The organism is Mesorhizobium sp. B2-1-1 (assembly GCF_006442975.2).
Classification (GTDB): domain Bacteria; phylum Pseudomonadota; class Alphaproteobacteria; order Rhizobiales; family Rhizobiaceae; genus Mesorhizobium.
Window position 1 is genome coordinate 2,546,948 of record NZ_CP083954.1, and the last position, 21,936, is coordinate 2,568,883.

Consider the following 21,936-nt stretch of genomic DNA (forward strand, 5'->3'; position numbering starts at 1 on the left):
ACATCCCATTTGCTCTCAGGTCTATCCGCCTCCCAAGCCCATGGGGCCGGAGCGGTGTGTCAGTTCAAGAATGGAAGACGCGGGACGCCGTCCAGTCCATCGTTACGGTATCCAACTAGGCATAGTCCATCAGGCTGCGAGTTCACTTGGTCAATTCGACGACTAACATAGATTACCGCGGGGCGCGGGGCTCTAACGCAGGGGACCAATTCCACGAGCTTTGGGCTTTGCTGCAAATTCTTGAACTGTTAAAGCCGGGAACCAGCCTTACCGCAGTTGGCGTTGAGGGAGTGAAGGCGGACACGCCGGCTGGCACCGATGGCCCGACATGGGACGGCGTTGATGTCGCTTTGTATTATGGAGCTGCGTCGCTCGAAGACGCCGACCGGGTTGAATTCGCTCAGCTAAAATATTCCTCGGCGAATCCTGAGACTCCGTGGACCGTAGCCCGGATGACTTACAACACCGCGAAAAAGGGAAACAACTCTCCACTGCGTAAGTTGGCAGACGCCTTCAAGGGTGGACGAGCCCGTATGAAAACCGGAACGGCGATGAGAATCCGCTTCGTTAGCAATCAGGCGATTGCTGACGACCTCGGTACGGCGCTGGCGGCACGATGGACAGGCGATCTCGCTACGGCGGGGCTGCCGGAGATTGTTGTTGCAAACCTGCGCGATTTACAAAGCGCTAGCGGCTTGAACCAATCAGAGTTTGCCGAATTCGTCGCCTGCCTCGATGTCACTGAATGCGGCGTTGGTTCGCGCTTCAAGCTTCAGGAGAACATTGTCAGCGTTGTCGCAGAACATCTTGGCGACGATGTTTCCTCGGAAGCCCGCGATCTTCAGATGCGTGTCCGCGAGCTGATGTTGCCGGAACGCGCGAATGAGGTGGTCACAGGAAAGAATGTCCTCCTGTGGTTCGGTTTTTCTGCTCGTGATGGACTGTTTCCATCGGAACCCGATATCCGTCTTCCCGCCAATCCCATTAAACGCGCTGCCGCCCATACCGTGCTGAATCAGTTGAACAATGGATCACGCGTCGTCTTGGTCCACGGTGTTGGCGGCTGCGGGAAAACCACACTCATGCGGCAGGTTCAGGATGGACTTCCGTCAGGATCCGTTTCTGTGAACTTTGATTGCTTTGGCGGCGGCCGGTACATCTATGCGGACGACAAACGTCATCTGCCGGAAAAAGCCTTCTTGCAACTAACCAACGAGATTGCATTAGCTCTGCAATTGCCGCTTTTTATCCCTCGCGACCTGAAGTATCCGGCCCATATCGGGCTATTCCTGTCAAAACTTAGAACTGCGGCGAAAGCGCTAGAACAACTCGACCCCAATGCGTTCCTCGTCATCATCATAGACGCGGCCGATAACTCCGTGGCAGCGGCCAGTGCCGCAAACCCGCAGGAACGTTCGTTTGTCCACGATCTCGCCAACGCCAATCTTGCGGAGCTTCCGGACAATATCCGCTTCATTCTTTCAGCACGCACGGCACGCAAGGACACGCTCCTGCTGCCGTCTGATATCATCGAAGTCGAGTGCCCTTTATTCGACCTATCGGAGACGAAGCAACACCTAGAGACTGTGGTGTCAAACCCCTCCGATACCTATGCTGAACAGTTCCATGCGCTTTCACACCAGAATCCCCGCGTGCAGGCATACGCGATTTCTGCGTCGAGCTCGGATCGTTCCAAGCTTCTGGACGTCCTACGCCCTGGTGGAAAAACGCTGCCCGACGTTCTCAGATTGACGTTTGACTCAGCGTTAAAGAAGCTCGGGCAGTCCGCGATATTTGACCGGCTGCTGGCGGCGCTCGCGTTCCTTCCTGCCCCAGCCAATGTCGGCGCCATAGCTCGCGTCGCAGGTTCACAAGATGGCATCGTTCGCGATTGGGCGGGTGACCTCTTACCGGGCCTCAGGCTCGATGACGGAGCGATCTCTATCGCGGATGAGGACTTCGAAGCATACATAAGAGAGACATCGTCTAAGGACAGAATCCCCACTCTCGCACGCATCGCGGATGATTTCCTGTCGAACTTCGCAACCGACGCCTATGCCTCCCTGCACGTAGCTGATGCGCTTGGCGCCGCTGATCGGGCAAACCAGCTTCTTACGGTTGTCGAACGCGACCCGCAGGTAGGCGCTATCGGTGATGCCGTTTTGAAACGCCAGGTTCAGGTGCGGCGGCTATGGCTCGCGCTGCGGGCGTCTCGGCATGCCGGTACCGTAGTTGATGCGCTGAAAACCATTCTCATTAGCGCCGAGGCCGAGAAGGACGACAGCACGCTCACCGACTTGCTCGAAAAGGAACTGGACTTGTCCGTCGAGTTCAGCGGGGCCTCTCTGCGACGGACCATATTGCTGGAGCGTGATCGTATTGCCGAGCACGGCACTTTTCTCGCCTATGACGCGGCAAGAGCCGGCCGCGCGGATGACGGCATAACAACCAGGGAACAACTCCATTTTTACGATGCATGGCTCCAGGAACGCCGGAATGTTCCGGAGGACAAAATCAAGGACTGGGAGATTGAAGATCGAGAAATTGCCGCGCGGACGGAAGCAATCCTTTACCTTGGAGGGCCGGAGCAAGCGTTTCTCAATCTGATGCGGTGGTCACCACGCAGCGTGCCTCTTCGCGTCGCTTTCATCCTCATTCCCCAACTTATCGCCACGGGCAAGTCGAGCGTCCTGCGCGACTTGCTGAATCAAAACCTCGTTCCTAGGCCATGGGACTTGGTCGTTTGGACGGCTCTTGCGAGCGCGGGTGAGAGCGTTGACGCCAAGGCCATCGAACAGTCATTGAAACGTGTCCGGCGCAGACTCGTACCGGACCCTGGAGAATTCTTGAGTTCGTATGGTGAAGAAGGCTGGCAAAAGAGCCTGCTGGATTCGCTCATCGTTTCATGTGAGCTCGCATACCGCCTCAATGTAGATACGACGGTACTTCTCGGAACATTGAACGAAATTATGAAATGCGTGGAGGGCAAGCCGCGTCATTTATATAGCCACGATTTCTACCGCATCGATGCGCTATATCGCTGCTGGTTGTTGCGCACCGAACTTCGCGGTGACGCATCGGACATCAAAGAGTTTTCAAGCTACGTTAAGTCGTTGGAGCCACCACCACCGCCGGAAGACAAACCCAAAAGGGGTTCGAAGAAAGCGACACCCCATTCGCCGCGAGACGATCAAAGGGATCGCCGCCTTCAGATCATCCTGCACACATTGTTTCCTGTGTATGCAGCTCGTCTTGCCGTATTGATTGCTAGCCGAAATGCGCAGTCCATATCTCCATCGCTTCTTGAACCGCTAGGTTCAATCGGCTCTTCGGCATGGGAGTTCGACCAGGACCACGACAGTATCTATCTGCGCGCTGTCGCCGCTCGCGCTGTTATGAGCCTGCTAATCGTTCCCCGGCTTACGGCCGTCGAGCTTGAGGCAAGGGCTAGCGGCCTGCTGCGTGGCAAATACGGCGATTGGCTCGCCGTACGCCGAGCCAAGCTCTGGGAGCAGATGCGGGTACGCCCAGCGGAGGCGAATGCTCTCATCGAGCTGATCGCCAAAGCTTCGGCAGAGGTGCGCGATGCGCGGGCTTCCGCTTCCGACAAATTGGAAACGATGGTCCGCCTGGCACGGCTAGCGCTGCCCGTCAGCCGGTCCGATTCCGAAGCCCTGTTCAACGATGCCGTCGGCATCGCGAAGGAGATCGACCACGAGGCGATCGATCAAATCGAGTTTGCCGAGGCGGCAGCCCAAGCGGCTAGCTTCGACGACCCGCAGGAAGGCCGCCGTATTGCCGGCAATTTGTTCACGTTCGTCTCCGGGGCTTACGAACGGCTGTCCAGTCGAGATTTCAATTGGAATGCAGCTGTTGGGGCTTTGGTCGCTACCGACCTGCCTTGCGCGCTTGCTGCCGTTTCGCGATGGGCGGATGAGGGGGCGGTGCAAATAGAGATCACTTTAGAGACGCTGATACCTCTCGCGCTAAAAAGGGAACTGATCGGCGCCCGAGAGGCGGCAGCGCTGGCCCTTGTCATGGAATCCGCTGATGCGACGATCTGCCGGGAAGTAGCGGTCCACGCGGCCGGTTCCGATCCTGAGGTGGTTGAGGAGGTCGCCAAAGACGCGCTGCTGCTCGCTTCCCAGTCGGGACGCGTCAGTAATTCTAGTGCCATCCTTGAACAACTCCCAGCATCTGCGCACCGGTCGTCCTGGACAGCGCGGCTTCAACGGACCGTTGAATTCCACAAACTGCTTGGAAACCGAGAACAGCCCGCGCGAGTGGCTGGCCGTGGCCGCCCGGCCCGCTCGGAAATAGCCGACGAACTCGCCAAGGAATTTGTGTTTGAACCGACCGGACCGTTTGCTAACGCGGAAGCGATTGAGACGGTTCTCAAGGAGGCTACCGCGTCGGGGTTGCGCCACACTGATCGTGTGCTGCTCGAGAAGATGATGGATGCGTCGTCGGATGTGAAGCACCGGGTTCCATTTCTCAAAGCGATTGTTTCCATCTCGGATGAGGCGATTTGGAGGGGGACCAGAGAGGAGGCTCTCTTCGCAGCCATCAAACGATGGAAAGGCACGCCAGGCGTAGATCGATGGTGCCGTGACGAGCTTCCCGCTGTTGTCGTCAGGTGGTTTGGCAGCCTCGCGCGCTGGATCAAGCAAGGCCAATCGACGCTAGGAGAAATGCTGCAACTGACCGGCCTTGATGCCAGCGGCAAGCTGAGCTTGATCCTCTCAGGAGTAGCTGAAGATGGCGATGCTTTAGGAAGCCGTTCCCTCTTTGGCGTCGCTGAGTTGATTTGCGAGAACATCGGGCCCCATGACCTCGGCCTTATCTTGAGTTGGTACAGCGACCGGATGCTCGCCCGAATCCCAGCGGCACAACGCCAAAGCTTCCCGCTTCAAAACGTCCCGTTGCGGACGGCAGAGGCGATCGGCCGATTTGTCGTTGCGCTCATGAGCGACATCGACACGCGCATCCGTTGGCGTGCCGCTCATTGCTTCCGGAGGCTCGCGAGATTTAAATGTCAGGACGCTGTCAGTGCGACGATCTCGCAAATGGACCGCGCTGACGACCCGGCATTCCGCGATCCCACCGCGCCCTTTTTCTTTCTCGGTGCGCGCTTGTGGCTTGCGCTCGCGATGTATCGAGTCAGCGCAGAAAGCCCCTCAGCGCTTGCGCCGTTCAAAGATGTCATTCTGAGCCTTGCGACCTCACGGGTTCTGCCACACGTGGGGATCCGCGAATATGCCAAACGCACGCTCATTCAACTGGCTTCGTCGGGCGACATCGGCTTGGATGCCGCCGAGAAACTAGCGCTTGATAGCGTCAACCTTCCTCTCAAAGGCGAGACTGGCAAAGAAAGAAAATTGGGCGCATCATTTGACAAATATAGCCGGGATGAAAAGCGGCGGTTCAGGTTCGATGGCCTGGACACCTTGCGATACTGGTACGAAGACATTTTGCGTATCTTTCCGACCGTCTTTCCGGACCAGGTTCTGAAGATCGCGGAGCGATGGATCGTTGACAAATGGGGGGCGGATCCCGAGGCAAACCGGTGGGACAAGGAGTCGAGAAGGGGCCGTTACAACGAGCGACGTTTCGGTCTCTGGAGCACCAGCCACGGTTCGCTGCCCACCATTGAGCGATACGGAAGCCATCTTGAATGGCATGCCATGCACTGTACGATCGGCGAACTCTTGGAGACTCATCCGGTCGCAAAAGGCGAGATGTACTATGATCGCTTCGACTACTGGCTAAGCCGTTCTCTCCCAACATCGCCGCCCGAGTGGTTGTCCGACCACCGCACTACAACTCCGCTGGAAGCGCAATTCTGGCGCGAAGACCCGCGAACTGACCAAGGTTGGCTCTCAAATGCGGGACGGGATGATGTTCTGAAGGAAATCGGGCTCTTAAAGTCCTCCCGGCCCGGATGGATCGTTGTCAAAGGCTACTGCACCGCGCATTTTCCCAAACGGGAAGCCAATACCGCCATTCATACCGCGCTGGTTTCATCCAAACCTGCCTTGTCGCTGGTCCGGGCGCTTCAAACGGTGAGCAACCACTATGATTTCCGTATTCCCGATGAGGGTGACGATGATGAAATCAACGAGCCCCTCTACAAGCTGACCGGCTGGCTCGCCCATTTTCAGGGAGATACCCGCTTCGATGACCGCGATCCTTCTCGTTATGAGGTCGGTCGAATCCAAGCCGGCCCGGGCCAAGCGCTGGTCAATTCATTCGAATTGGTGCAGCAAACGGATGGTGAGGTAGTTTGGGTTTGTAAAAAATCGGGCGAGGCTGCTTTAATATACGAAGCATGGTGCGATGAGCCGTCTCGCGAAGACGATTACCCTCGCCAAACCAAATCGGACGGTTGGCGGCTTTGGGCACGGGCGGGTATAGTTCAATCGTTCTTAATGGAAAAGAAAATGGACTTGGTCTGCGAAGTGCGGATCGATCGCAGACTTAGGAATGAATACCGGAGCTCTTACGACTCGGATGAAAAAAAGAAAACTCATGACAAAATCCTCCTCCTCGCAGGGGACGGCTCCATCCGCGACTACAGAGGACACTTTGGCGTTTGGCAAACGTCTCGTCGCCGAGTACGGGCTTGACTCCAGCGTAGATACCCTTGGTCGGTGGCTGGTTCATCATATCGCCGAGCTTATCCGAGACGCTGAAGATGGAGCCGCTGCAGATGTCAGCGATCGCCGGGCCGCTGCTGTGGCCGCAATCTTGAAGTTTTGGGAGCACCGCCGGTCGATGGATAGAATCGATCCGCTCCGCGAGCTCAAACCTATGCTCAGCGTCATAAGAACGTTGAATCCCGATGAAAATAGATGGGGCGGGTACAGAGGAAACGGAAGCACCGCGCTTTGGGACCTCTATTCCGCTGTGCGGCAGATCATCATCTTCCGTCTGCTGGATAAAGCGCCTGCCACCCAGGTTGAACAAAGCAAGTTTCTTTCAGACGAGGAGGCTGAAATAGTCGGCGCATTGAATATTTGGCTTGCCGAGTATCAAAAGGAAAGGTTGAAGGCGAAACCTAAACGGCGGTCGCGAAAGCGCCAAGCAGAGGCCAATGATTTTGACCCCAAGACTTACGTGCTTTCAGAGATCGAAGATGCCCGACAGGCGCTCGACGCTCTGGAACGGGAGGTGAGTGGCCTCCCTCCCATCCCTAAACCCAATCCGTACGAACTCCTGATAAATGAAGGGCTCCCGCAAATCCGGATAGTCACGGTACCACCTAACGAGGACGAAGACGACAACTCGGAATTATAGTCTGGCCGGGCAGAGCGCTCCTTCGCATAGAGGCGAGAGAAACAGAACGCGCATGACACGCATCATGATCGAATCTGTTCTCGATATCTGAGATGAAGACCCGAGCGGCTATTCTGTTGGCCTCGGCTCGAACGTACGCTTCCGGCTACAGGCAAGATTTGGTTGAACGTCCGAGATGCTGCGCAAAGCAGCCGTTCAGGATTTGACCTGCTACGCTCTCAACGTGGGCCCCGTATTCACTTCCAGCGCCTCTTCCGCCTGATGCGCACGCGGAAGCGTTCGCCTATGCGCAGGCGCAGCCATTCGACCTGCTTGCCGCTCGGTCTGCCTGACTAGTAGATATGGGCGTGATAGTTGGCGATCTCCGAAGTGACTGAAATGGCCGTGTTCTCGCTCAATTGGAATCGACCTGACGGCAGACCTGTGTTCTAACTACCAGACCTTGGGAGGGGGAGCACAATGTATCGGGCTGTCATTTTGACTGCCGCGCTAGCACTTGCTGGCTGCGCGACTACATCCGAAATGCCGCTGGCGCCGAACGTGGTACGGTTGGATACTCACGCAAGCGGCGCCCTTTTTACCGGATCTGCAGGTGCGATCACGTTGAAGAAAGCAGCCGAGGCGACACTGTCTCGCGGCTATACACACTTTCGTTTTGACCAAGCCTCGACTGCCAGCGGTTCTCGGTTTGTCGGTATGTCCAGCAATACATTTGGGAATGCAAATGCAACAATCATGGGCAATACGGCTTACGGTACTTATAGCGGAACAACCATCAACACGCCCATGTATGCTCCGACGGCTGATATCGGTGTCACTGTAATAATGTTCCATGCCGATGAATCCGGCGCCCAAGGCGCGTTTGATGCCGCTGAAGTCCTCAAGAAAGGTGGACGGGTGTGACGGGGGCGATCGAAGACTCCAACAAGAGGCGCCGCATCCTGTCCATCCAACCTTCAACTGACGAGGGCAATCACCGGCGCTAATTCACTCAGCTTCGCAGGGCATTGCGTGATGCCGCTCGGTGCGCTTCTATCCGTGGCGCGTCATTGGGGGGTAATCATTTGTCTGCCAGGAACCAAACGTCCACCGGCCACGAAGCGAGCGAGGCGGGCTGGCTCGACCTTCATTTCGAATCGTCGCGCCCCGAATATGAGGCGGCCTTGCTCGATGCCGGCATCCGCCCGGGCTGGCGCGTGCTCGATGCCGGTTGCGGCAGCGGCGGCTTCCTGCCGCTCATCGCCAGCGCCGTCGGCCCCTCCGGCTTCATCGCCGCGCTCGACCTCGCGCCCGAAAACATCGCCCGGGTCGAGGCGCTCGCGGGCACGCTGTCCGAGCCGCCGGAAATGGCCACGCATGTCGGCAGCATCCTGTCGCTGCCCTTCGCCGACGCATCGTTCGATTGCGTCTGGTCCGGCAATGTCATGCAGTATCTGACGCCGGCCGAGTTCGAGCTTGCCGTCGGCGAGGCCAGGCGCGTGCTGAAGCCGGGCGGCATCTTCGCCGTCAAGGATTTCGATTCGACCATTCTGCAGATCCTGCCCATGGACCGGGCGCTGCTGGCGCGCTTCATGGCGGCCAGGCTGCAGGGGTTTCGCGAGCGGGGCGTGCTCGGCACCGATTGCGGTTCGACGCTTCCCGCGCGCCTGCGCCAGGCTGGCCTGCAGGTCGTCAGCCGCAAGGGCTGGCTGGTCGAGCGCTGGGCGCCCGCGCCTCGCTTCACGCGCGACTATGTTCGCGACCTGCTGGCCTATTTTGCCAGCGTCGCGCCGGGCTATGCCCTGCCTGACGCCGACCAGGCCTATTGGCGGGAACTGAAGGAGCGGCCGGATCGCCTGCTCGACGATCCGGACTTCTGCTACCGCGAATTCTTCGTCACGGCGGTTTGCCGGATGTAGTGCCCGCCGCGACGGCCGATGCCGCGGCGCTGCGGGAGGCCGCAGGCAAACCCGATTCCAAGATCGAGGCTAGCCAAGCCGCATTCGCCAGATCTCCACTCAAATGGCCGGCTTTCGAGCGAATTTCTTCGCGAACCGTTAATTCGGCCATGGTGTTAATAAGCATCTGCTAATGAACCGGTTCGCGCGGGGGTACGCAATGACCAAGAATCTCGGCAATGCACGCTATGTGCCGCCAAAGGAACAGCAAGGCTCGGTCCTCGGCAAGGTCGCGCCGGCGCTGTTCCCGCTGGCCGTGGTCGCGCTGGGCTACATGATCGGCAGGCAATTCTTCGGCCTCTAGGCTCCGCCATCAGGCGCCGGTTTCGGCCGCGGCCTCGGGCCTTACTTCGGCGCGGATGCGGTCGCTTGCCACGAGCACGACCGGGCAGGGGACGGCGGCCAGCACCGCCATGGCGGTGTCGCCGAAGAACAGTTCCTCGCCCGGCCGCTGCGTGACGCCCATCACCACCATCGCCGCCCCCTTGGCCACTTCCCTGGCGATCGCCTTGTCGGGGGTGGCGCGGGCGCGGATGGCGGTATCGACGGCAACGCCGTAGCGGTCGGCGAGATCGGCGACATCCTTGAGCACCGCCTCCTCGCGGCGGTGCGAAACGGTGCCTTGCCGGGCGCCTTTGCGCGCCTGCGAGACATAGAGCACCTTGACCCGCGCCCGGTGCGGCCTTGCCAGCGCCAGGGCGAAATCGGCGGCGCGTCGCGACACTTCCGTGCCGTTGACGGGAACGAGGATGGTGGTTCCGGCGCGCAGCACCGGCATCTTGCCCCCGGCGCCGGCACCGTTCAGCACCAGGCAGAGCGGACCGTCGAAGCCGCTGGTCATGTCGTTCAGCGCTTCGGTGAACGAGCCCTTCTCGGTAAGCATGGCCTCGAGCCCGACCAGCAGCAGGCCATAGCCCTTGCGCGCCTCCTCGGCGATCGTTCGTGCGGTGGCCTCGCGTTCGCTGCGGGCGGTGAGATGCACCTTCTCGACCGGCGTGTCCTCGGCCTTGCTCACCGCCTTGGCGCTCCTGGCGGCACCTTTCTTGACCTCCTTCAGCGCGCGCTCCGGGCCCTTGTCGCGGGCCGGGCCGGCAAGCCTGCCGTCCTTGAGGTGGAGAAGCGTGGTCGGCATGCCGCTGCCGCCGCCGACCAGGCCGGCGAGATAGGCGGTGAACTTGCCGACCGGGCTGTCGTCGACCAGCAGCAGCAGCCGCTCCAGCTTGGAGACGAAGCCGCGCTCGTCGAGCAGCTCGCGGTCGACGCGCTGCTTCTCGGCATCTTCGACGGGCAGCCGGCCGAGCGCCCAGCGCAGCATCGGCGGCATGGCGAGCGTGGTGATGACAGCCATGGTGACGATCATGGTGAAGAGATTGTGGGAGAGGATGTTCATCGACAGGCCGATCGAGGCGACGATGACCTCGGTCGAGCCGCGCGCGTTCATGGCGCTGCCGACGGCGGTCGCCTCCTTCAGCGTCATGCCGGCGAAGCGGCCGCCGATGAAGGCGCCGCCGAACTTGCCGATGCTGGCGATGAGCACCAGCGCCAGCGTCAGCAGCGCCAGCGTCGGGTCGGCGAGCACGGTGAGGTCGGCCGAAAGCCCGGCCATGCCGAAGAAGATCGGCATGAAAAGCGCGGTGATGACGCCGCGCAGCTGGCTCTCGATGTGGCTGGACAGGATCGGCGATTCCCCGACCAATATGCCGGCGACGAAGGCACCGAGCACGGTGTGGACGCCGATCAGGTTGGTGATCAGCGCCATCACGCCCATGATGATCAGGATGACCGATATGACGGCGTATTCGCTGCGGAAGGAATCGTTGCTCCAGCGGATCAGCGTGAACACCAGCCGGCGGCCGATGGTGAAGGAGAACACCATGAACAGCGCCACTTCGGCCACCGTGACCACCAGCGGCACGATTTGAAGGCTGCCATTGGTGGCGATGCCGAAGGTGACGGCGATGATCAGCCAGCCGATCGTGTCCTCGATGATGGCCGAGGAGATGATGACCTGGCCGAGATTGCGGCGCATGAAGTTCATCTCGCGCACCACCATGGCGACGATCTTGACCGAGGAGATCGACAGGGCCGTGCCGAGGAAAAGCCCGGCGACAACGCGCTCGCCGGGGTCGGGCAGCAGCGTGTCTGGCAGGAACTGCGCCAGCGCGAAACCGCAGGCAAAGGGCACGACGACGCCGGTGACCGAGATCGAAAAACACGCCGCGCCCACCCGGCGCACCAGGCGCAGGTCCGTCTCCATGCCGGTGAGCAGCAGGAGCAGCAGGACGCCGAGCTGGGAGACCGCCTCGATCATGCTCTTCTGCGCGGGGTCGGTCGAGAAGATCAGCTGCTGCGCATCGGGCCAGAGCCAGCCGAACAGCGAAGGCCCAAGCAGGATGCCGCCGATCAACTGGCCCATGATCGCCGGCTGGCCGTAGCGCTGGAAGATTTCGCCGAGGCCGCGCCCGACCAGTAGCAGAAGCACGATCTCGGCGACGAAAACGCCCTCCGCCGAGCCGCCCATGCCCGCGGCGTGGCTGCTTGCCTGGGCTGCCCAGGCCGGGCCTGCTAAGGCAAGGACGGCGGAAGGGATGAGAATGGCAGGAAGAAATCTCGTTTGCGGCCAGTGCCTAGTCATCCAACCCCTCAACGCGGATCAAGTCCGCTGCGCATAAACGTGCAATGCCGCGCAAGGTTGCGGCAGGTCGGGCCAATCTGTTCGGGCCAATCTGTCTGGGTAAGTGCCGACATAGGAGACAGCGCTCTTCTCCCCGTCGCTATACGGGGAGGAGGTGCCGGCAGACGGATGAGGGCAGCGCCGACATGGGAAAAATACAGGATCCAGATGGTATTTGCCGAAACCTTGGCGCCGCCCCTCATTGTCCTGCCGGACATTTCTCCCCGTATAGTGACGGGGAGAAAGGCCCATCTACCGGCTGGACGCTGCCCGCGGATTGCTTCGCCAATCGTCGCTGGCCGCGATCGGCGATCTAGCCCGACTTCTTGGCGCCGCCCGGCAAAGCACCTTCAGGCGGCGGCTCCGGGCCGAAGACGCTGCGGCCGCCGAGCAGGTGCGACTGGTCGAACTCGCCGGCGACGATCTCCTTCAAGCTCGGGCCGGTGACGTAGCGCTCCAGTCGCCGCGCCTGGCCGTCGAGCCGCTGCAGGGCGCCAAGCTCCTCCTCGCGGCCGAGCTTGGCCTTGGCGACCGCCGACTTCATGACGGCGATGGTCTCGTCATAGACCTTCAGCGGCACCGGAAAGGGGTGCCGGTCCTTGCCGCCATGCGCCAGCGAGAAGCGCGCCGGGTCGGAAAAGCGGCACGGGGCGCCATGCACCACCTCCGCCACCATCGCCAGCGCCCGCACGGTGCGGGCGCCGACGCCCGGAACCAGCAGCAATTCGGGAAAGTCCGTCGGGCCGCTCTCGATGGCGGCGGAGATGTTGCCGTGCAGCCGGCGCATGACGATGTCGCTTTCGCGCACGTCATGATGCGCCGGCATGACCAGATTGGGCAGCATCGGCTGTGCATTGTCGCGCTTTGCCGAAGCCGTCGCGGGCTCGATGGCGGCGAATTCGCGCACGATCCGGTCGGGACCAAGCTGGCGCAGAAGATCGAGCTGGCCGCTGCGCGAGGCCTCGGCGCGATGGTCGGTGAGGTTGACGATCTCGCCCTGCCGCTCGCCCTCGATGGCCGCGTGCGGCTGGTCGACGAAACTCTTCAACCCTTCCGACAACCAGTGGTAACGGCGCGCCTGTCTTCTGTCGCCGTTCATGCCTTGCTGGACGACCACCCAGCGGCTGTCGTCGGTGACGATGAAACCATGCAGATAGAGGTCGAAACCGTCCTGAACGGCCGCGCTGTCGACCTTGGCGACCAGGCGGCTGGCGGTGGCAAGGGCCGCGCCGTCGAAGCCGACGCGTTCGCCGATCATCTCCAGCTCATGCGGCGTCTTGCGCGAATGCGCGCCGCGTCCGCCGCAGACATGGATGCCGAGCTCGCCCGACAGCGGCGTCAGCCCGCGCTTCAGCGCGCCGATGACGCTGGTGGTGATGCCGGACGAATGCCAGTCCATGCCCATCACCGCACCGAAGGACTGGAACCAGAAGGGATGCGCCAGCCGGCGCAGCAGCTCGTCGCGGCCATAATGGTGGACGATCGCCTGGCACAGCACGGCGCCGAGCCGCGTCATGCGGTCGCCCAGCCATTTCGGGACCCGTCCGCCATGCAGCGGCAGGTCGGCGCTGCCGCTTCGCTGCGTCACTTGTTTCGATGCTCCGTGGCTGGCCGCCCAGAGGCCGGCTCTCTCCCTCTAGATGGCATCCATGCGGCCATTTTCCAAGCTGGCAGCAGGTGCTCATTCGCGGTTTGATTCAGGATGGCGTCTCACCCGGTTGTTCGCAAAGCGTTTTTGTCCATCGCGGACTAGACATGCACGTCGCCGAAGGAGAGTTCGCCGTTGTCGTCGGGCGTCAGCAAGGCGACGGCCAGCAGGCCGGCAAAGAGGATCGCGACCAGCGTGACGATGACCACGCCGGGCACGGGACCCAGGGCGGCGGCGCTGACGGCCTCGCGCAATGTGCCGACGAAACCCACCGGCGCGGCCCGATCGAGCAGGCTGGGCGTCGATAGTTTGAGGATCCAGGCGAGCAGCAGGATCAGCATCATATGGATGTAGTTGCGGCGCAAACGGCGCGCCAGCGCCACCCGCTGCGAGACCAGGAATTTCGGCGTGCGCAGGCTTTCGCCGACGATCAGCAGCCAGTCCGAGGCGAAGTCCGGCTGCGGCGAGAAGATCTGCGCGAAATAGTGGCGCTCGAACTGGCGCACGCGGGCGCGGTAGACGTCGAAGAAGCGGTAGCGCCGTGCCTCGATCCACAGCAACAGCAGCACCAGCAGCATGGCGAACAACAGCACGCCGTGGTGGGCACTGGCCGTCGACAGCGACACCGACAGCATCGCGGCCACGACGGTGATCGCCCAGTTGCTGGTCCTGTCGATACGGTCGCGCCATCCCGCCATGCGCGCAATCTCGGCGCGATGGAAATGCGACATCACGGTGACCATTTCGCTGGGCGAAAGCGTCCTGCCGATGGGCGTTGCCGGCGCATCGTTCATAGTTCCCTCCCAACCCTATGAAACGCGTCGAACGCGATCTCGTTCCGCCGGCGGCGGATGGCGCCGACCCAGGCGGACTTTCGGCCAATTCTATCGCGACGGCGGTGCGCCGAGGCTTTTCAAACGCTTAGGCAGGTTCGCTCAGCTTCTGAGTCCGCGTCCGAGTGGCTCTGGCTCTTGAGAATCCCTTTGCCTTGGGCAACATGGCGAACATGAACAAGCCGATTTCCACCGTATCGCCGCGCAAGGCGGCGATGGCGCTGACGGAGGCGCTGGTCGCCCGCACCTTGCGCGCGGTCGAGGATGCCGGGCCGACGCCGGGCATGGTCTACATGACCGACGCCGACTATGCGCGTTTCAGCGACGAAATACTGGCCGATGCGCCGGCCGGGCCGCTGAAACTGTTCGCCTATGGCTCGCTGCTATGGAAGCCGGCGGGCGAGGTCACGGGAGGCGAGCGCGCGGTGGCGACTGGCTGGCACCGCTCTTTCTGCTTCACCGTGCAGCGGTTTCGCGGCACCGTCGAGCAGCCCGGCCTGATGATGGCGCTCGACCGTGGTGGCCAATGCCAGGGCATGGTGTTCGAGATCGCGGAGCCGGTTGCCGACAATCTCGAGGCGCTGCTGCGCCGCGAGATGACCATCCTGCCCGCCGTCAACGTGCCGCGCTGGCTGCGGGTCAGGACCGAGGGCGGCATGTGCCGCGCGCTCGGCTTCGTCGTCGATCCCGCCAATACGCGCTATGTCGGCAGGCTGGACAAACGGGCGATCGCGGCGACGCTGGCCCGGGCCGCCGGCCATTGGGGCTCGGGCGCGCAATATCTGTTCGAGACCATCCGCCACCTTGACGCCTGCGGCATTCGCGATCGCAACCTTTGGCAGTTGCAGGCGCTGGTGGCCGAGGAGATCAACCGCGTCCACGCCACGGTTTAGCGATCGGCGTTCCCAGCGCAGCGCGACCCGAAAGTTTCCGGACGCTTTCCCGCCCCTCCAAATCTTCCGCTTGACGAATACATATCCCGACAGTTATACGTTAATCAATAGCCAACGGGTTATCGATTAAATGCCGGATGCTCATGATGCGCTCTTCAGGACGCTCGCCGACCCGACACGGCGCGCCATCTTCGAACGGCTGTGCCGCCAGGGAGAGCAGACGGTGGGAGCGCTGACGATCCAGTCGGGGGTCTCGCAGCCGGCCGTGTCGAAGCATCTTGGCGTGCTGAAGCAGGCCGGGCTGGTGCGCGACCGCCATGAAGGCCGCCAGACGCATTACAGCGCGCAGCTCGGCGCACTGGCGCCGCTGATGGACTGGACGCGTGAGATGGCCGGGTTCTGGGAAAGCCGGTTCGACGATCTCGAGGATCTGCTCAAAAGGATGGACCAGTGAACGACAGTGCCGCCGAGACCCGCACTGTCGTCGTCGAGCGGCAGATTTCGCATCCGCCGGAAAAACTCTGGCGCGCACTGACGCAACCGCATCTGATTGAGGAGTGGCTGATGAAGAACGATTTAAATCCGGTCGTGGGCCATCGCTTCAACCTCAGCACCGCCTGGGGCGGCGTGCTGGATTGCGAGGTGCTTGCCGTCGAGCCGCACAAGACGCTGTCCTACACCTGGAACCTCGCGCACCAGGACCCGGCCTTCGATCTCAGGAGCGTGGTGACCTTCACGCTCACCCCGACGCCCGCCGGGACCCATCTGCGCATGGAGCAGTCCGGTTTCCGGCCCGAGCAGAGGCGGGCCTACGGCGGCGCCAAGATGGGATGGCCGAAATTCCTGGAGAAGCTGGAAGAGCTCCTGGCACGGACGGACTGAGGTCGGTCGGCACGGTCATCGCAAGACTGTTCGAGGGCAGCCCGGAGCAAACGAACCTATGGAGGATATGCGATGAAGATCAAATTGACCCGCGTCTATGTGGACGACCAGGAGAAGGCACTTGCCTTCTACACCGACGTGCTGGGCTTCACCAAGAAGGCCGATTTCAGCAACGGTCCGTTTCGCTGGCTGACCGTGGCTTCGCCGGACGAGCCTGAGGGAACCGAGCTGCAGCTTGCGCTGAACGACAGCCCGGCGGCCAAGGCCTACCAGCAGGCCTTGTTCAAGCAGGGCCAGCCGGCGCTGATGCTCTTCACCGACGACATCAAGGCCGATCACGAGCGCATCAAGGCGCGGGGCGCGGCCTTCGCCATGGCGCCGACCGAAGTGACCGGCTCGACCATAGCGCAGCTCAACGACAGCTGCGGCAACCTCATCCAGATCACGCAGCTGGCGCGCTGGTAAGCGGCGTTTCGTTCATTTTCCAGGAGGAGATAGCATGGATTGGAACAAATGGGTCCGGCAAACGCATCGCTGGCTGTCGATCATCTTCACGGGGACCGTCCTCGCCAACTTCGTCGCCATGGGCTTGGGGCAGCCGCCCGCCTGGGTGGTCTATTCGCCGCTGCTGCCGCTGTTCCTGCTGCTGTTCAGCGGCCTCTACATGTTCGTGCTGCCATACGCCGCCAAGCGGCTTGACGGGCGGCAGCGCGCGAGCCAGTAAGGACGGGATGGATGGCGAAGAGGCAGGGGCAATCAGCCAAAGGCGCCGCCAGGCCTGCAACCGCCGGTCCGGTCCTGCTTTCTGGCGGCAATCCGCAGATCGCCAAGGGCGAAGGCAACGCGCCCGTCCAGGCCTATATCGCGGCCATGCCGGGCTGGAAGAGCGAGGCCGGCGGCCGCCTCGACGCGCTCATCGAGCGTGCCGTGCCTGATGTGCGCAAGGCCGTCAAATGGAACTCGCCCTTCTATGGCGTGGAAGGCGAGGGCTGGTTCCTCAGCTTTCATTGCTTCACGAAATACATAAAGGTAGCCTTCTTCCGCGGCATCTCGCTGGACCCGGTGCCGCCTGGCCAGTCCAAAAGCAAGGACACGCGTTACCTTGACATTCATGAGGACGACCAGTTCGACGAGGCCCAGTTCACCGAGTGGGTGAAACAGGCGAGCCGACTGCCCGGCGAACGGATGTGAGATTTGCGCGCCGGGCCCGGATTTGCCGCGCGCAACAGAGCGCCTATGATCGGGCGGACGGGCGGTGACCGCCCTCAAGGCTGAAGGAGAACGGACATGACGAAGAGCGGGTCGCCAGAAGGCAGATCTCCTTCGCAGCTCATAGACGGCAGGATCGAGGAACTCGGCGACTGGCGGGGCGAGATGCTGAGCCGGCTGCGCGGCCTGATCCGGCAAGCCGACCCCGAGATCGTCGAGGAGTGGAAATGGCGCGGGGTCCCGGTGTGGGAGCATGCCGGAATGATCTGCACCGGCGAGACCTACAAGAACGTCGTCAAGCTGACCTTTGCCAAGGGTGCGGCGCTGCCCGATCCGTCGCGCCTGTTCAACTCCAGCCTGGAAGGAAACACCAGGCGCGCCATCGATTTCCAAGAGGGCGAGGAGGTCGACGAGGAAGCGTTCAAGGCGCTTATCCACGCCGCCGTCGCTCTGAACAAGTCAAAGGCCCGGCGATAGGCTCCGTGTAACTGGCACCGAAGAACGCGGCGGGCAGAACGAAGCCTGTCGCGCTCCTTCGCGCCCTCCTGACCTCACCCGTCCCTCAGCCATACCAGCATCTCGCCGGGCTCGCGGTTGTCCCAGGCGAAATAGGGGATGGCGGTCAGCCGCGTCTGTCTGGCAGCGGGCGGGTCGGTGCGGTAAAGCCCGTTTTGCCAGCCCTCATCGGTGTCGGCCAGCGCTGTGGTCGAAAGCGCCACCACGCCGCCCAGCAGGTCCGGCTCGTCATGCGCCTCGATGCTTGCGGTGCGCGGCAATGCGATGCGGTGCAGGCTGCCGTCATTGTCGGTCGCCTCGACGCAGTAGATCAGCGGGCCACGCGACAGCGCCACGCGGCCGGCGTCCTGGCGCACCTGCGGGTTGGCGTAGAGCCGTTCGATCGGCATTTCGAGATCGAGGCGGACGCTATCGCCCTTCTTCCATGTGCGCCGGATCGCCGCGTAGCCATCGCTGGTGACGTCCTCGAGCTTCATCGTCTCGCCATTGACCTTGAGCGCCGCGCCGGCGCTCCATGCCGGCACGCGCAGATGCAGGGTGAACGCGACCGGCGCCTGCGGCTCGATGGTGATGGCGACCGCGCCGTCCCAGGGGTAGCGGCTCGCCTGCGTCAGTGCTACCGGCACGCCCGCTATGTCGAAACGAGCGGTGGAATCGCCATAGAGATGGACGGCAAGCGCGTCGTCCGCCAGGCTGTAGAAATAGCTGCCGATGGAGGCCACCATGCGCCCGATATTGGGCGGGCAGCACGGGCAGCGGTGCCATTTCCATCTGTTGTGCCGGCCCCGGCTTTCCAGCGGGTTTTCGTAGAAGAACAGCGAGCCGTCGAGCGACAGGCCCGAGATCGAGCCGTTGTAGAGCGCCCGCTCCATGATATCGGCGTAGCGGGCGTTCGGCCCCATGCCGAGCATGCGGCTGGCCCAGAACACCAGGCCGACGGCGGCACAGGTCTCGGCGTAGGCGCTCTCATTGGGCAGGTCGAAATCGCTGGTAAAGCCCTCATTGTGCGCCGACGGCCCGAGCCCGCCGGTGATGTAGAGGTTCCTGCTGGTGAGATCGTCCCACAACCGGTCGAGCGCCACCCGCAAGCTGTCGTCGCCATATTCGGTGGCGATGTCGGCCATGCCGGAATAGAGATACATCGCTCTGACCGCATGACCGACGACCTTGTCCTGCTCGCGCACCGGAATGTGCGACTGGCTGTATTCATAGGTCTTGAAATGATAGGCCTTGGGATCGGTGCCGCGGGCGCGCGCCTCCTCGTCGAAATAATGCGGTTGTTGGCCGCGCTGGTCGATGAAATATTTCGCCAGCTCCATGTATCTGTTCTCGCCAGTCACCCGCGCCAGCTTCACCAGCGCCAGCTCGATCTCCTCATGGCCGCAATAGCCTTTCTTCTTGCCCGGCTCGGGCCCGAGCACCGAGGCGATATGGTCGGCATAGCGGCACATGACGTCGAGCAGCTTGCGCTTGCCGGTCGCCTGGTAATAGGCGACGGCGCCCTCGATCAGGTGGCCGGCGCAATAGAGCTCGTGGCAATCGCGCAGATTGGTCCAGCGCAGGCCGGGTTGGATGCGCTGGTACCAGCTCGAGAGATAGCCGTCCGGCTGCTGCAGCTTTTCGTAGAGGTCGATGACGGCGTCGATCTTCTTCTCCAACTCCGGGTTCTTGGCGCGGTAGAGCGAATAGGCCGCCGTCTCGATCGTCTTGCCCCAGTCGGAGTCCCAGAACATCTGCGTCGTCACCGTCGAGCCGGTGAAGCCGGGGGAGGCCGCCTCGTCGGGCGAAGGGGAATGGAACGGGATGACGACGCCGGGCGAGGGCCGGTCCGGATCGATCTGCTCCAGCATGCCCGCCTCGACGCAGCGGTCGTAGAGGATATCGGCGGTGCGCGCGGCGACGGCGTCGGCACGGTCGCCCCAGAAGCCGTGCACGTCGACCTGGGGCACCGGTAGCGGCCGGAAGGCGAGTTTGGGCCTGGAGGCGCTGGCAGGCCTGGCGGAAGACGATGCGGTCATGAACTTACTCCATTCGATCGATCACTTGACGGCCCCGGCCATCAGGCCGCGGATGTAGAAGCGCTGCAAAGCCAGGAACAGGATCAGGCACGGCACCATCATCACGGTGACGCCCGCCTGCACCGCGCCCCAGTCGATGGCGCCGAAGCGGCCGGACTGGAGTGCGGTCATCATCACCGGCAGCGTGAACTTGGACTGGTCGGTCATCAGCACCAAAGCGGCGAGGAACTCGTTCCAGGCGCCGAGAAAGGCGAACAGCGCGATGGTGACGACGCCCGGCCAGACCAGCGGCAGCATCACCTTCAACAGCATGGTGGCGTTTCCGGCGCCGTCCATGCGCGCGGCCTCCTCGATCTCGCGCGGCACCGCGTCGAAGGCGTTGCGCATCATGAAGATCGAGAACGGCAGTTGCAGCGTCACATAGACGCCGACCAGCCCGGTCAGCGTGTTGTGCAGGCCAAGCTTGGTGAGCACCAGGAAGATCGGCGTCAGGATCGACTGGAACGGGATCATGATCGTCGACAGGATGAGGACGAAGAACAGGTCCTTGAGCGGAAATCGGAAACGCGAGAAACCGTAGCCGGCGAGCACGGAGACGACGACCGAGACCAGCACCGTCATGACAGAGACGTAGATGCTGTTCTGCGCCGAGACCCAGAGCCCGTCGCCGAACGTGTTGAGCGTGGCGTAGTTCTCCAGCGAGAAGCCTGTCGTCGGCCAGGGCGGCAGCGGCGGCTGGCGCGCCTCCTGCGCCGGCTTGAAGGCCGACAGCGCGGCCCACACGATCGGCGCCACGAACAGCACCGAGGCGACGATGCCGGTGGAGTGCCTGACGACGCTGGCGGCGAGCTTGCCTTGAGCGGACATTGCCTGCGCCATCAGTCGAGGCCCTCGGGCTTCCTCAGCAGCCAGAGCTGCACGAGGCTGAGCGCTACCAGGATCACCAGCAGCACCATGGAGAGCGCCGCGCCATAGCCGAGCTTGAACGACACGAAGGACTGGTTGAAAATCCAGTACACCGCCGTCAGCGTCTGGTTGCGCGGGCCGCCGCGCAGGATGATGTAGAACTGGTCGAAGGCGAGGACCGAGCCGGCCACCGACAGGATCAGCGCCAGCGCCAGCGTGCGGCGCATCAGCGGCAAGGTGATGGCCCGGAACCTCGCGAACGGGCCGGCGCCGTCGATGACGGCGGCCTCCTGCAAATCCTGCGGGATCGATTGCAGGCCGGTCATCAGGATGATCATGGTGAAGCCGGCGACCTTCCACACCACCATGGCGATGATCGACCAGAAGGCCGGCTGGAAGGTGGCCAGAAGATTGAATTTCCTGTCGATCAGGCCGAGATTGTAGGCGGCCGGGCTGAACAGGCCGGAATCGACGTTGAGCAGCCATGACCAGAGCAGGCTCGCCGAGGCGAAACCGACCACCGCCGGCATGAAGAAGGCGGTGCGGTAGAGATTGGTCAGCGGGCGCGGCCGCTCGATGAAGATGGCCAGCGGGAAGGCGACGGCGAAGATCGCGATGGTGACGATCACAGTGTAGTAGCCGGTGAATTTCAGTGCGTTCCAGAACCTGGTGTCGCGCAGGATCGCGGCATAGTTGTCGAGGCCGATGAAGGAGTGCCCGCCCATCAGCGGCCAGTTGTGCAGCGACATCCACGCCGTCATGCCGAGCGGGATGACGAAGAACACCATGACCAGCGCCACGGCCGGCGCGACGTAGATGAGACCGATCCATTGCCGTCGCCCGGCGCCGACGAGTTTTCGGGCGCGGGGCGGGGCGGTGGTTGCTGTGATGGTGGTCATGGCTGGCCCGCTTTTCCTTCTCCCCTTGTGGGGTGAGCGGCCGGTTCGCCGGAGGCGAATTCATCGTGCCAGTGGCACGATGAAAGGCCGGCGAACACCGGGACGCTGCGAAGCAGCGGGGACCCGGCAGAGTGGATCGGCCACCACCCGGCCCTTCGCAGGCTCAGGGCGTTCGAAGCTCGAAAAGCCAAGCAGTTGGCTTTTCGTCCGCTGCGCGGACCGCTC

At 62.3% G+C, this 21,936-nt stretch carries 18 protein-coding genes; 12 read left to right on the top strand and 6 right to left on the bottom strand.

All coding sequences use genetic code 11. The features are described 5' to 3' along the window. The first annotated feature begins 227 nt into the window (after positions 1-227). The 5 genes from FJ972_RS12430 (at position 228) to FJ972_RS12450 (ending at position 9,537) form a co-directional block, all read left to right on the top strand. Positions 228-6,626 carry a hypothetical protein gene (locus FJ972_RS12430; protein WP_140521376.1) on the top strand — a complete coding sequence of 2,133 codons (6,399 nt, stop codon included), beginning with the start codon at positions 228-230 and terminating at the stop codon, positions 6,624-6,626. After that, positions 6,586-7,296, top strand: a complete 711-nt coding sequence (locus FJ972_RS12435) for a hypothetical protein (protein ID WP_140521377.1) — start codon at positions 6,586-6,588, stop codon at positions 7,294-7,296. Before FJ972_RS12430 ends, FJ972_RS12435 begins: the two co-directional genes overlap by 41 nt. A gap of 459 nt (positions 7,297-7,755) precedes the next feature. Beyond that, on the top strand, positions 7,756-8,199 hold the full coding sequence (locus FJ972_RS12440; protein WP_140521378.1) for a hypothetical protein: 444 nt from the start codon (positions 7,756-7,758) through the stop codon (positions 8,197-8,199). 161 nt (positions 8,200-8,360) lie between these two features. Continuing rightward, complete coding sequence (locus tag FJ972_RS12445) at positions 8,361-9,194, top strand: class I SAM-dependent methyltransferase (RefSeq protein ID WP_226880569.1); 834 nt, start codon at positions 8,361-8,363, stop codon at positions 9,192-9,194. 199 nt (positions 9,195-9,393) lie between these two features. Next, a complete protein-coding gene (locus FJ972_RS12450; RefSeq protein WP_181165259.1) occupies positions 9,394-9,537 on the top strand; it encodes a hypothetical protein in 144 nt (47 codons plus the stop codon). Positions 9,538-9,546: 9 nt separating this feature from the next. Here FJ972_RS12450 and FJ972_RS12455 read toward each other — a convergent pair whose 3' ends face one another. The 3 genes from FJ972_RS12455 to FJ972_RS12465 all read right to left on the bottom strand — a co-directional run bounded on the left by FJ972_RS12455 (position 9,547) and on the right by FJ972_RS12465 (position 14,349). Next, positions 9,547-11,868, bottom strand: a complete 2,322-nt coding sequence (locus FJ972_RS12455) for a cation:proton antiporter (protein WP_140521379.1) — start codon at positions 11,866-11,868, stop codon at positions 9,547-9,549. 352 nt (positions 11,869-12,220) lie between these two features. After that, entirely contained in the window at positions 12,221-13,495 is a 1,275-nt protein-coding gene (locus FJ972_RS12460) for a DUF763 domain-containing protein (protein ID WP_140521380.1), read from the bottom strand. A 161-nt stretch (positions 13,496-13,656) separates the two neighbouring features. Next, entirely contained in the window at positions 13,657-14,349 is a 693-nt protein-coding gene (locus FJ972_RS12465; protein WP_140521381.1) for a DUF2270 domain-containing protein, read from the bottom strand. 212 nt (positions 14,350-14,561) lie between these two features. Here FJ972_RS12465 and FJ972_RS12470 point away from each other — a divergent pair, with 212 nt between their 5' ends. From FJ972_RS12470 to FJ972_RS12500, 7 genes are all read left to right on the top strand, one after another. Beyond that, a complete protein-coding gene (locus tag FJ972_RS12470; protein ID WP_140521382.1) occupies positions 14,562-15,281 on the top strand; it encodes a gamma-glutamylcyclotransferase in 720 nt (239 codons plus the stop codon). Between the two features lie 130 nt (positions 15,282-15,411). Beyond that, positions 15,412-15,735: an ArsR/SmtB family transcription factor gene (locus FJ972_RS12475; protein ID WP_140499215.1), complete on the top strand. Its 324-nt coding sequence runs from the start codon at positions 15,412-15,414 to the stop codon at positions 15,733-15,735. After that, entirely contained in the window at positions 15,732-16,163 is a 432-nt protein-coding gene (locus FJ972_RS12480; RefSeq protein WP_140516269.1) for an SRPBCC family protein, read from the top strand. Before FJ972_RS12475 ends, FJ972_RS12480 begins: the two co-directional genes overlap by 4 nt. 72 nt (positions 16,164-16,235) lie before the next feature. Continuing rightward, positions 16,236-16,628: a VOC family protein gene (locus tag FJ972_RS12485; protein ID WP_140521383.1), complete on the top strand. Its 393-nt coding sequence runs from the start codon at positions 16,236-16,238 to the stop codon at positions 16,626-16,628. Positions 16,629-16,662: 34 nt separating this feature from the next. Next, positions 16,663-16,887 (top strand): hypothetical protein, encoded by a 225-nt coding sequence (locus tag FJ972_RS12490; RefSeq protein WP_140516265.1) that lies wholly within the window; start codon positions 16,663-16,665, stop codon positions 16,885-16,887. A gap of 11 nt (positions 16,888-16,898) precedes the next feature. Then, entirely contained in the window at positions 16,899-17,354 is a 456-nt protein-coding gene (locus tag FJ972_RS12495; RefSeq protein WP_140521384.1) for a DUF1801 domain-containing protein, read from the top strand. Positions 17,355-17,450: 96 nt separating this feature from the next. Next, positions 17,451-17,849, top strand: a complete 399-nt coding sequence (locus FJ972_RS12500) for a DUF1801 domain-containing protein (RefSeq protein WP_140499206.1) — start codon at positions 17,451-17,453, stop codon at positions 17,847-17,849. 74 nt (positions 17,850-17,923) lie between these two features. Here FJ972_RS12500 and FJ972_RS12505 read toward each other — a convergent pair whose 3' ends face one another. The 3 genes from FJ972_RS12505 to FJ972_RS12515 are packed head-to-tail and all read right to left on the bottom strand — an operon-like array spanning position 17,924 to position 21,711. Further along, the gene (locus tag FJ972_RS12505) at positions 17,924-19,906 is read right to left on the bottom strand and encodes a glycoside hydrolase family 127 protein (protein ID WP_140521385.1); all 1,983 of its coding nucleotides are present in this window, start codon (positions 19,904-19,906) and stop codon (positions 17,924-17,926) included. A gap of 21 nt (positions 19,907-19,927) precedes the next feature. After that, positions 19,928-20,785: a carbohydrate ABC transporter permease gene (locus tag FJ972_RS12510; RefSeq protein WP_140521386.1), complete on the bottom strand. Its 858-nt coding sequence runs from the start codon at positions 20,783-20,785 to the stop codon at positions 19,928-19,930. Then, entirely contained in the window at positions 20,785-21,711 is a 927-nt protein-coding gene (locus tag FJ972_RS12515; RefSeq protein WP_140521387.1) for a carbohydrate ABC transporter permease, read from the bottom strand. The genes FJ972_RS12510 and FJ972_RS12515 overlap by 1 nt, the downstream gene beginning before the upstream one ends. Between the last annotated feature and the right edge of the window lie 225 nt (positions 21,712-21,936).

Coding starts and splice junctions, on each gene's coding strand:
- FJ972_RS12440 (WP_140521378.1), top strand. CDS start 7,756: ATGTATCGGGCTGTCATTTTGACTGCCGCGCTAGCACTTGCTGGCTGC.
- FJ972_RS12450 (WP_181165259.1), top strand. CDS start 9,394: ATGACCAAGAATCTCGGCAATGCACGCTATGTGCCGCCAAAGGAACAG.
- FJ972_RS12455 (WP_140521379.1), bottom strand. CDS start 11,868: ATGACTAGGCACTGGCCGCAAACGAGATTTCTTCCTGCCATTCTCATC.
- FJ972_RS12465 (WP_140521381.1), bottom strand. CDS start 14,349: ATGAACGATGCGCCGGCAACGCCCATCGGCAGGACGCTTTCGCCCAGC.
- FJ972_RS12470 (WP_140521382.1), top strand. CDS start 14,562: ATGAACAAGCCGATTTCCACCGTATCGCCGCGCAAGGCGGCGATGGCG.
- FJ972_RS12475 (WP_140499215.1), top strand. CDS start 15,412: ATGCCGGATGCTCATGATGCGCTCTTCAGGACGCTCGCCGACCCGACA.
- FJ972_RS12485 (WP_140521383.1), top strand. CDS start 16,236: ATGAAGATCAAATTGACCCGCGTCTATGTGGACGACCAGGAGAAGGCA.
- FJ972_RS12490 (WP_140516265.1), top strand. CDS start 16,663: ATGGATTGGAACAAATGGGTCCGGCAAACGCATCGCTGGCTGTCGATC.
- FJ972_RS12495 (WP_140521384.1), top strand. CDS start 16,899: ATGGCGAAGAGGCAGGGGCAATCAGCCAAAGGCGCCGCCAGGCCTGCA.
- FJ972_RS12500 (WP_140499206.1), top strand. CDS start 17,451: ATGACGAAGAGCGGGTCGCCAGAAGGCAGATCTCCTTCGCAGCTCATA.
- FJ972_RS12505 (WP_140521385.1), bottom strand. CDS start 19,906: ATGACCGCATCGTCTTCCGCCAGGCCTGCCAGCGCCTCCAGGCCCAAA.
- FJ972_RS12510 (WP_140521386.1), bottom strand. CDS start 20,785: ATGGCGCAGGCAATGTCCGCTCAAGGCAAGCTCGCCGCCAGCGTCGTC.
- FJ972_RS12515 (WP_140521387.1), bottom strand. CDS start 21,711: ATGACCACCATCACAGCAACCACCGCCCCGCCCCGCGCCCGAAAACTC.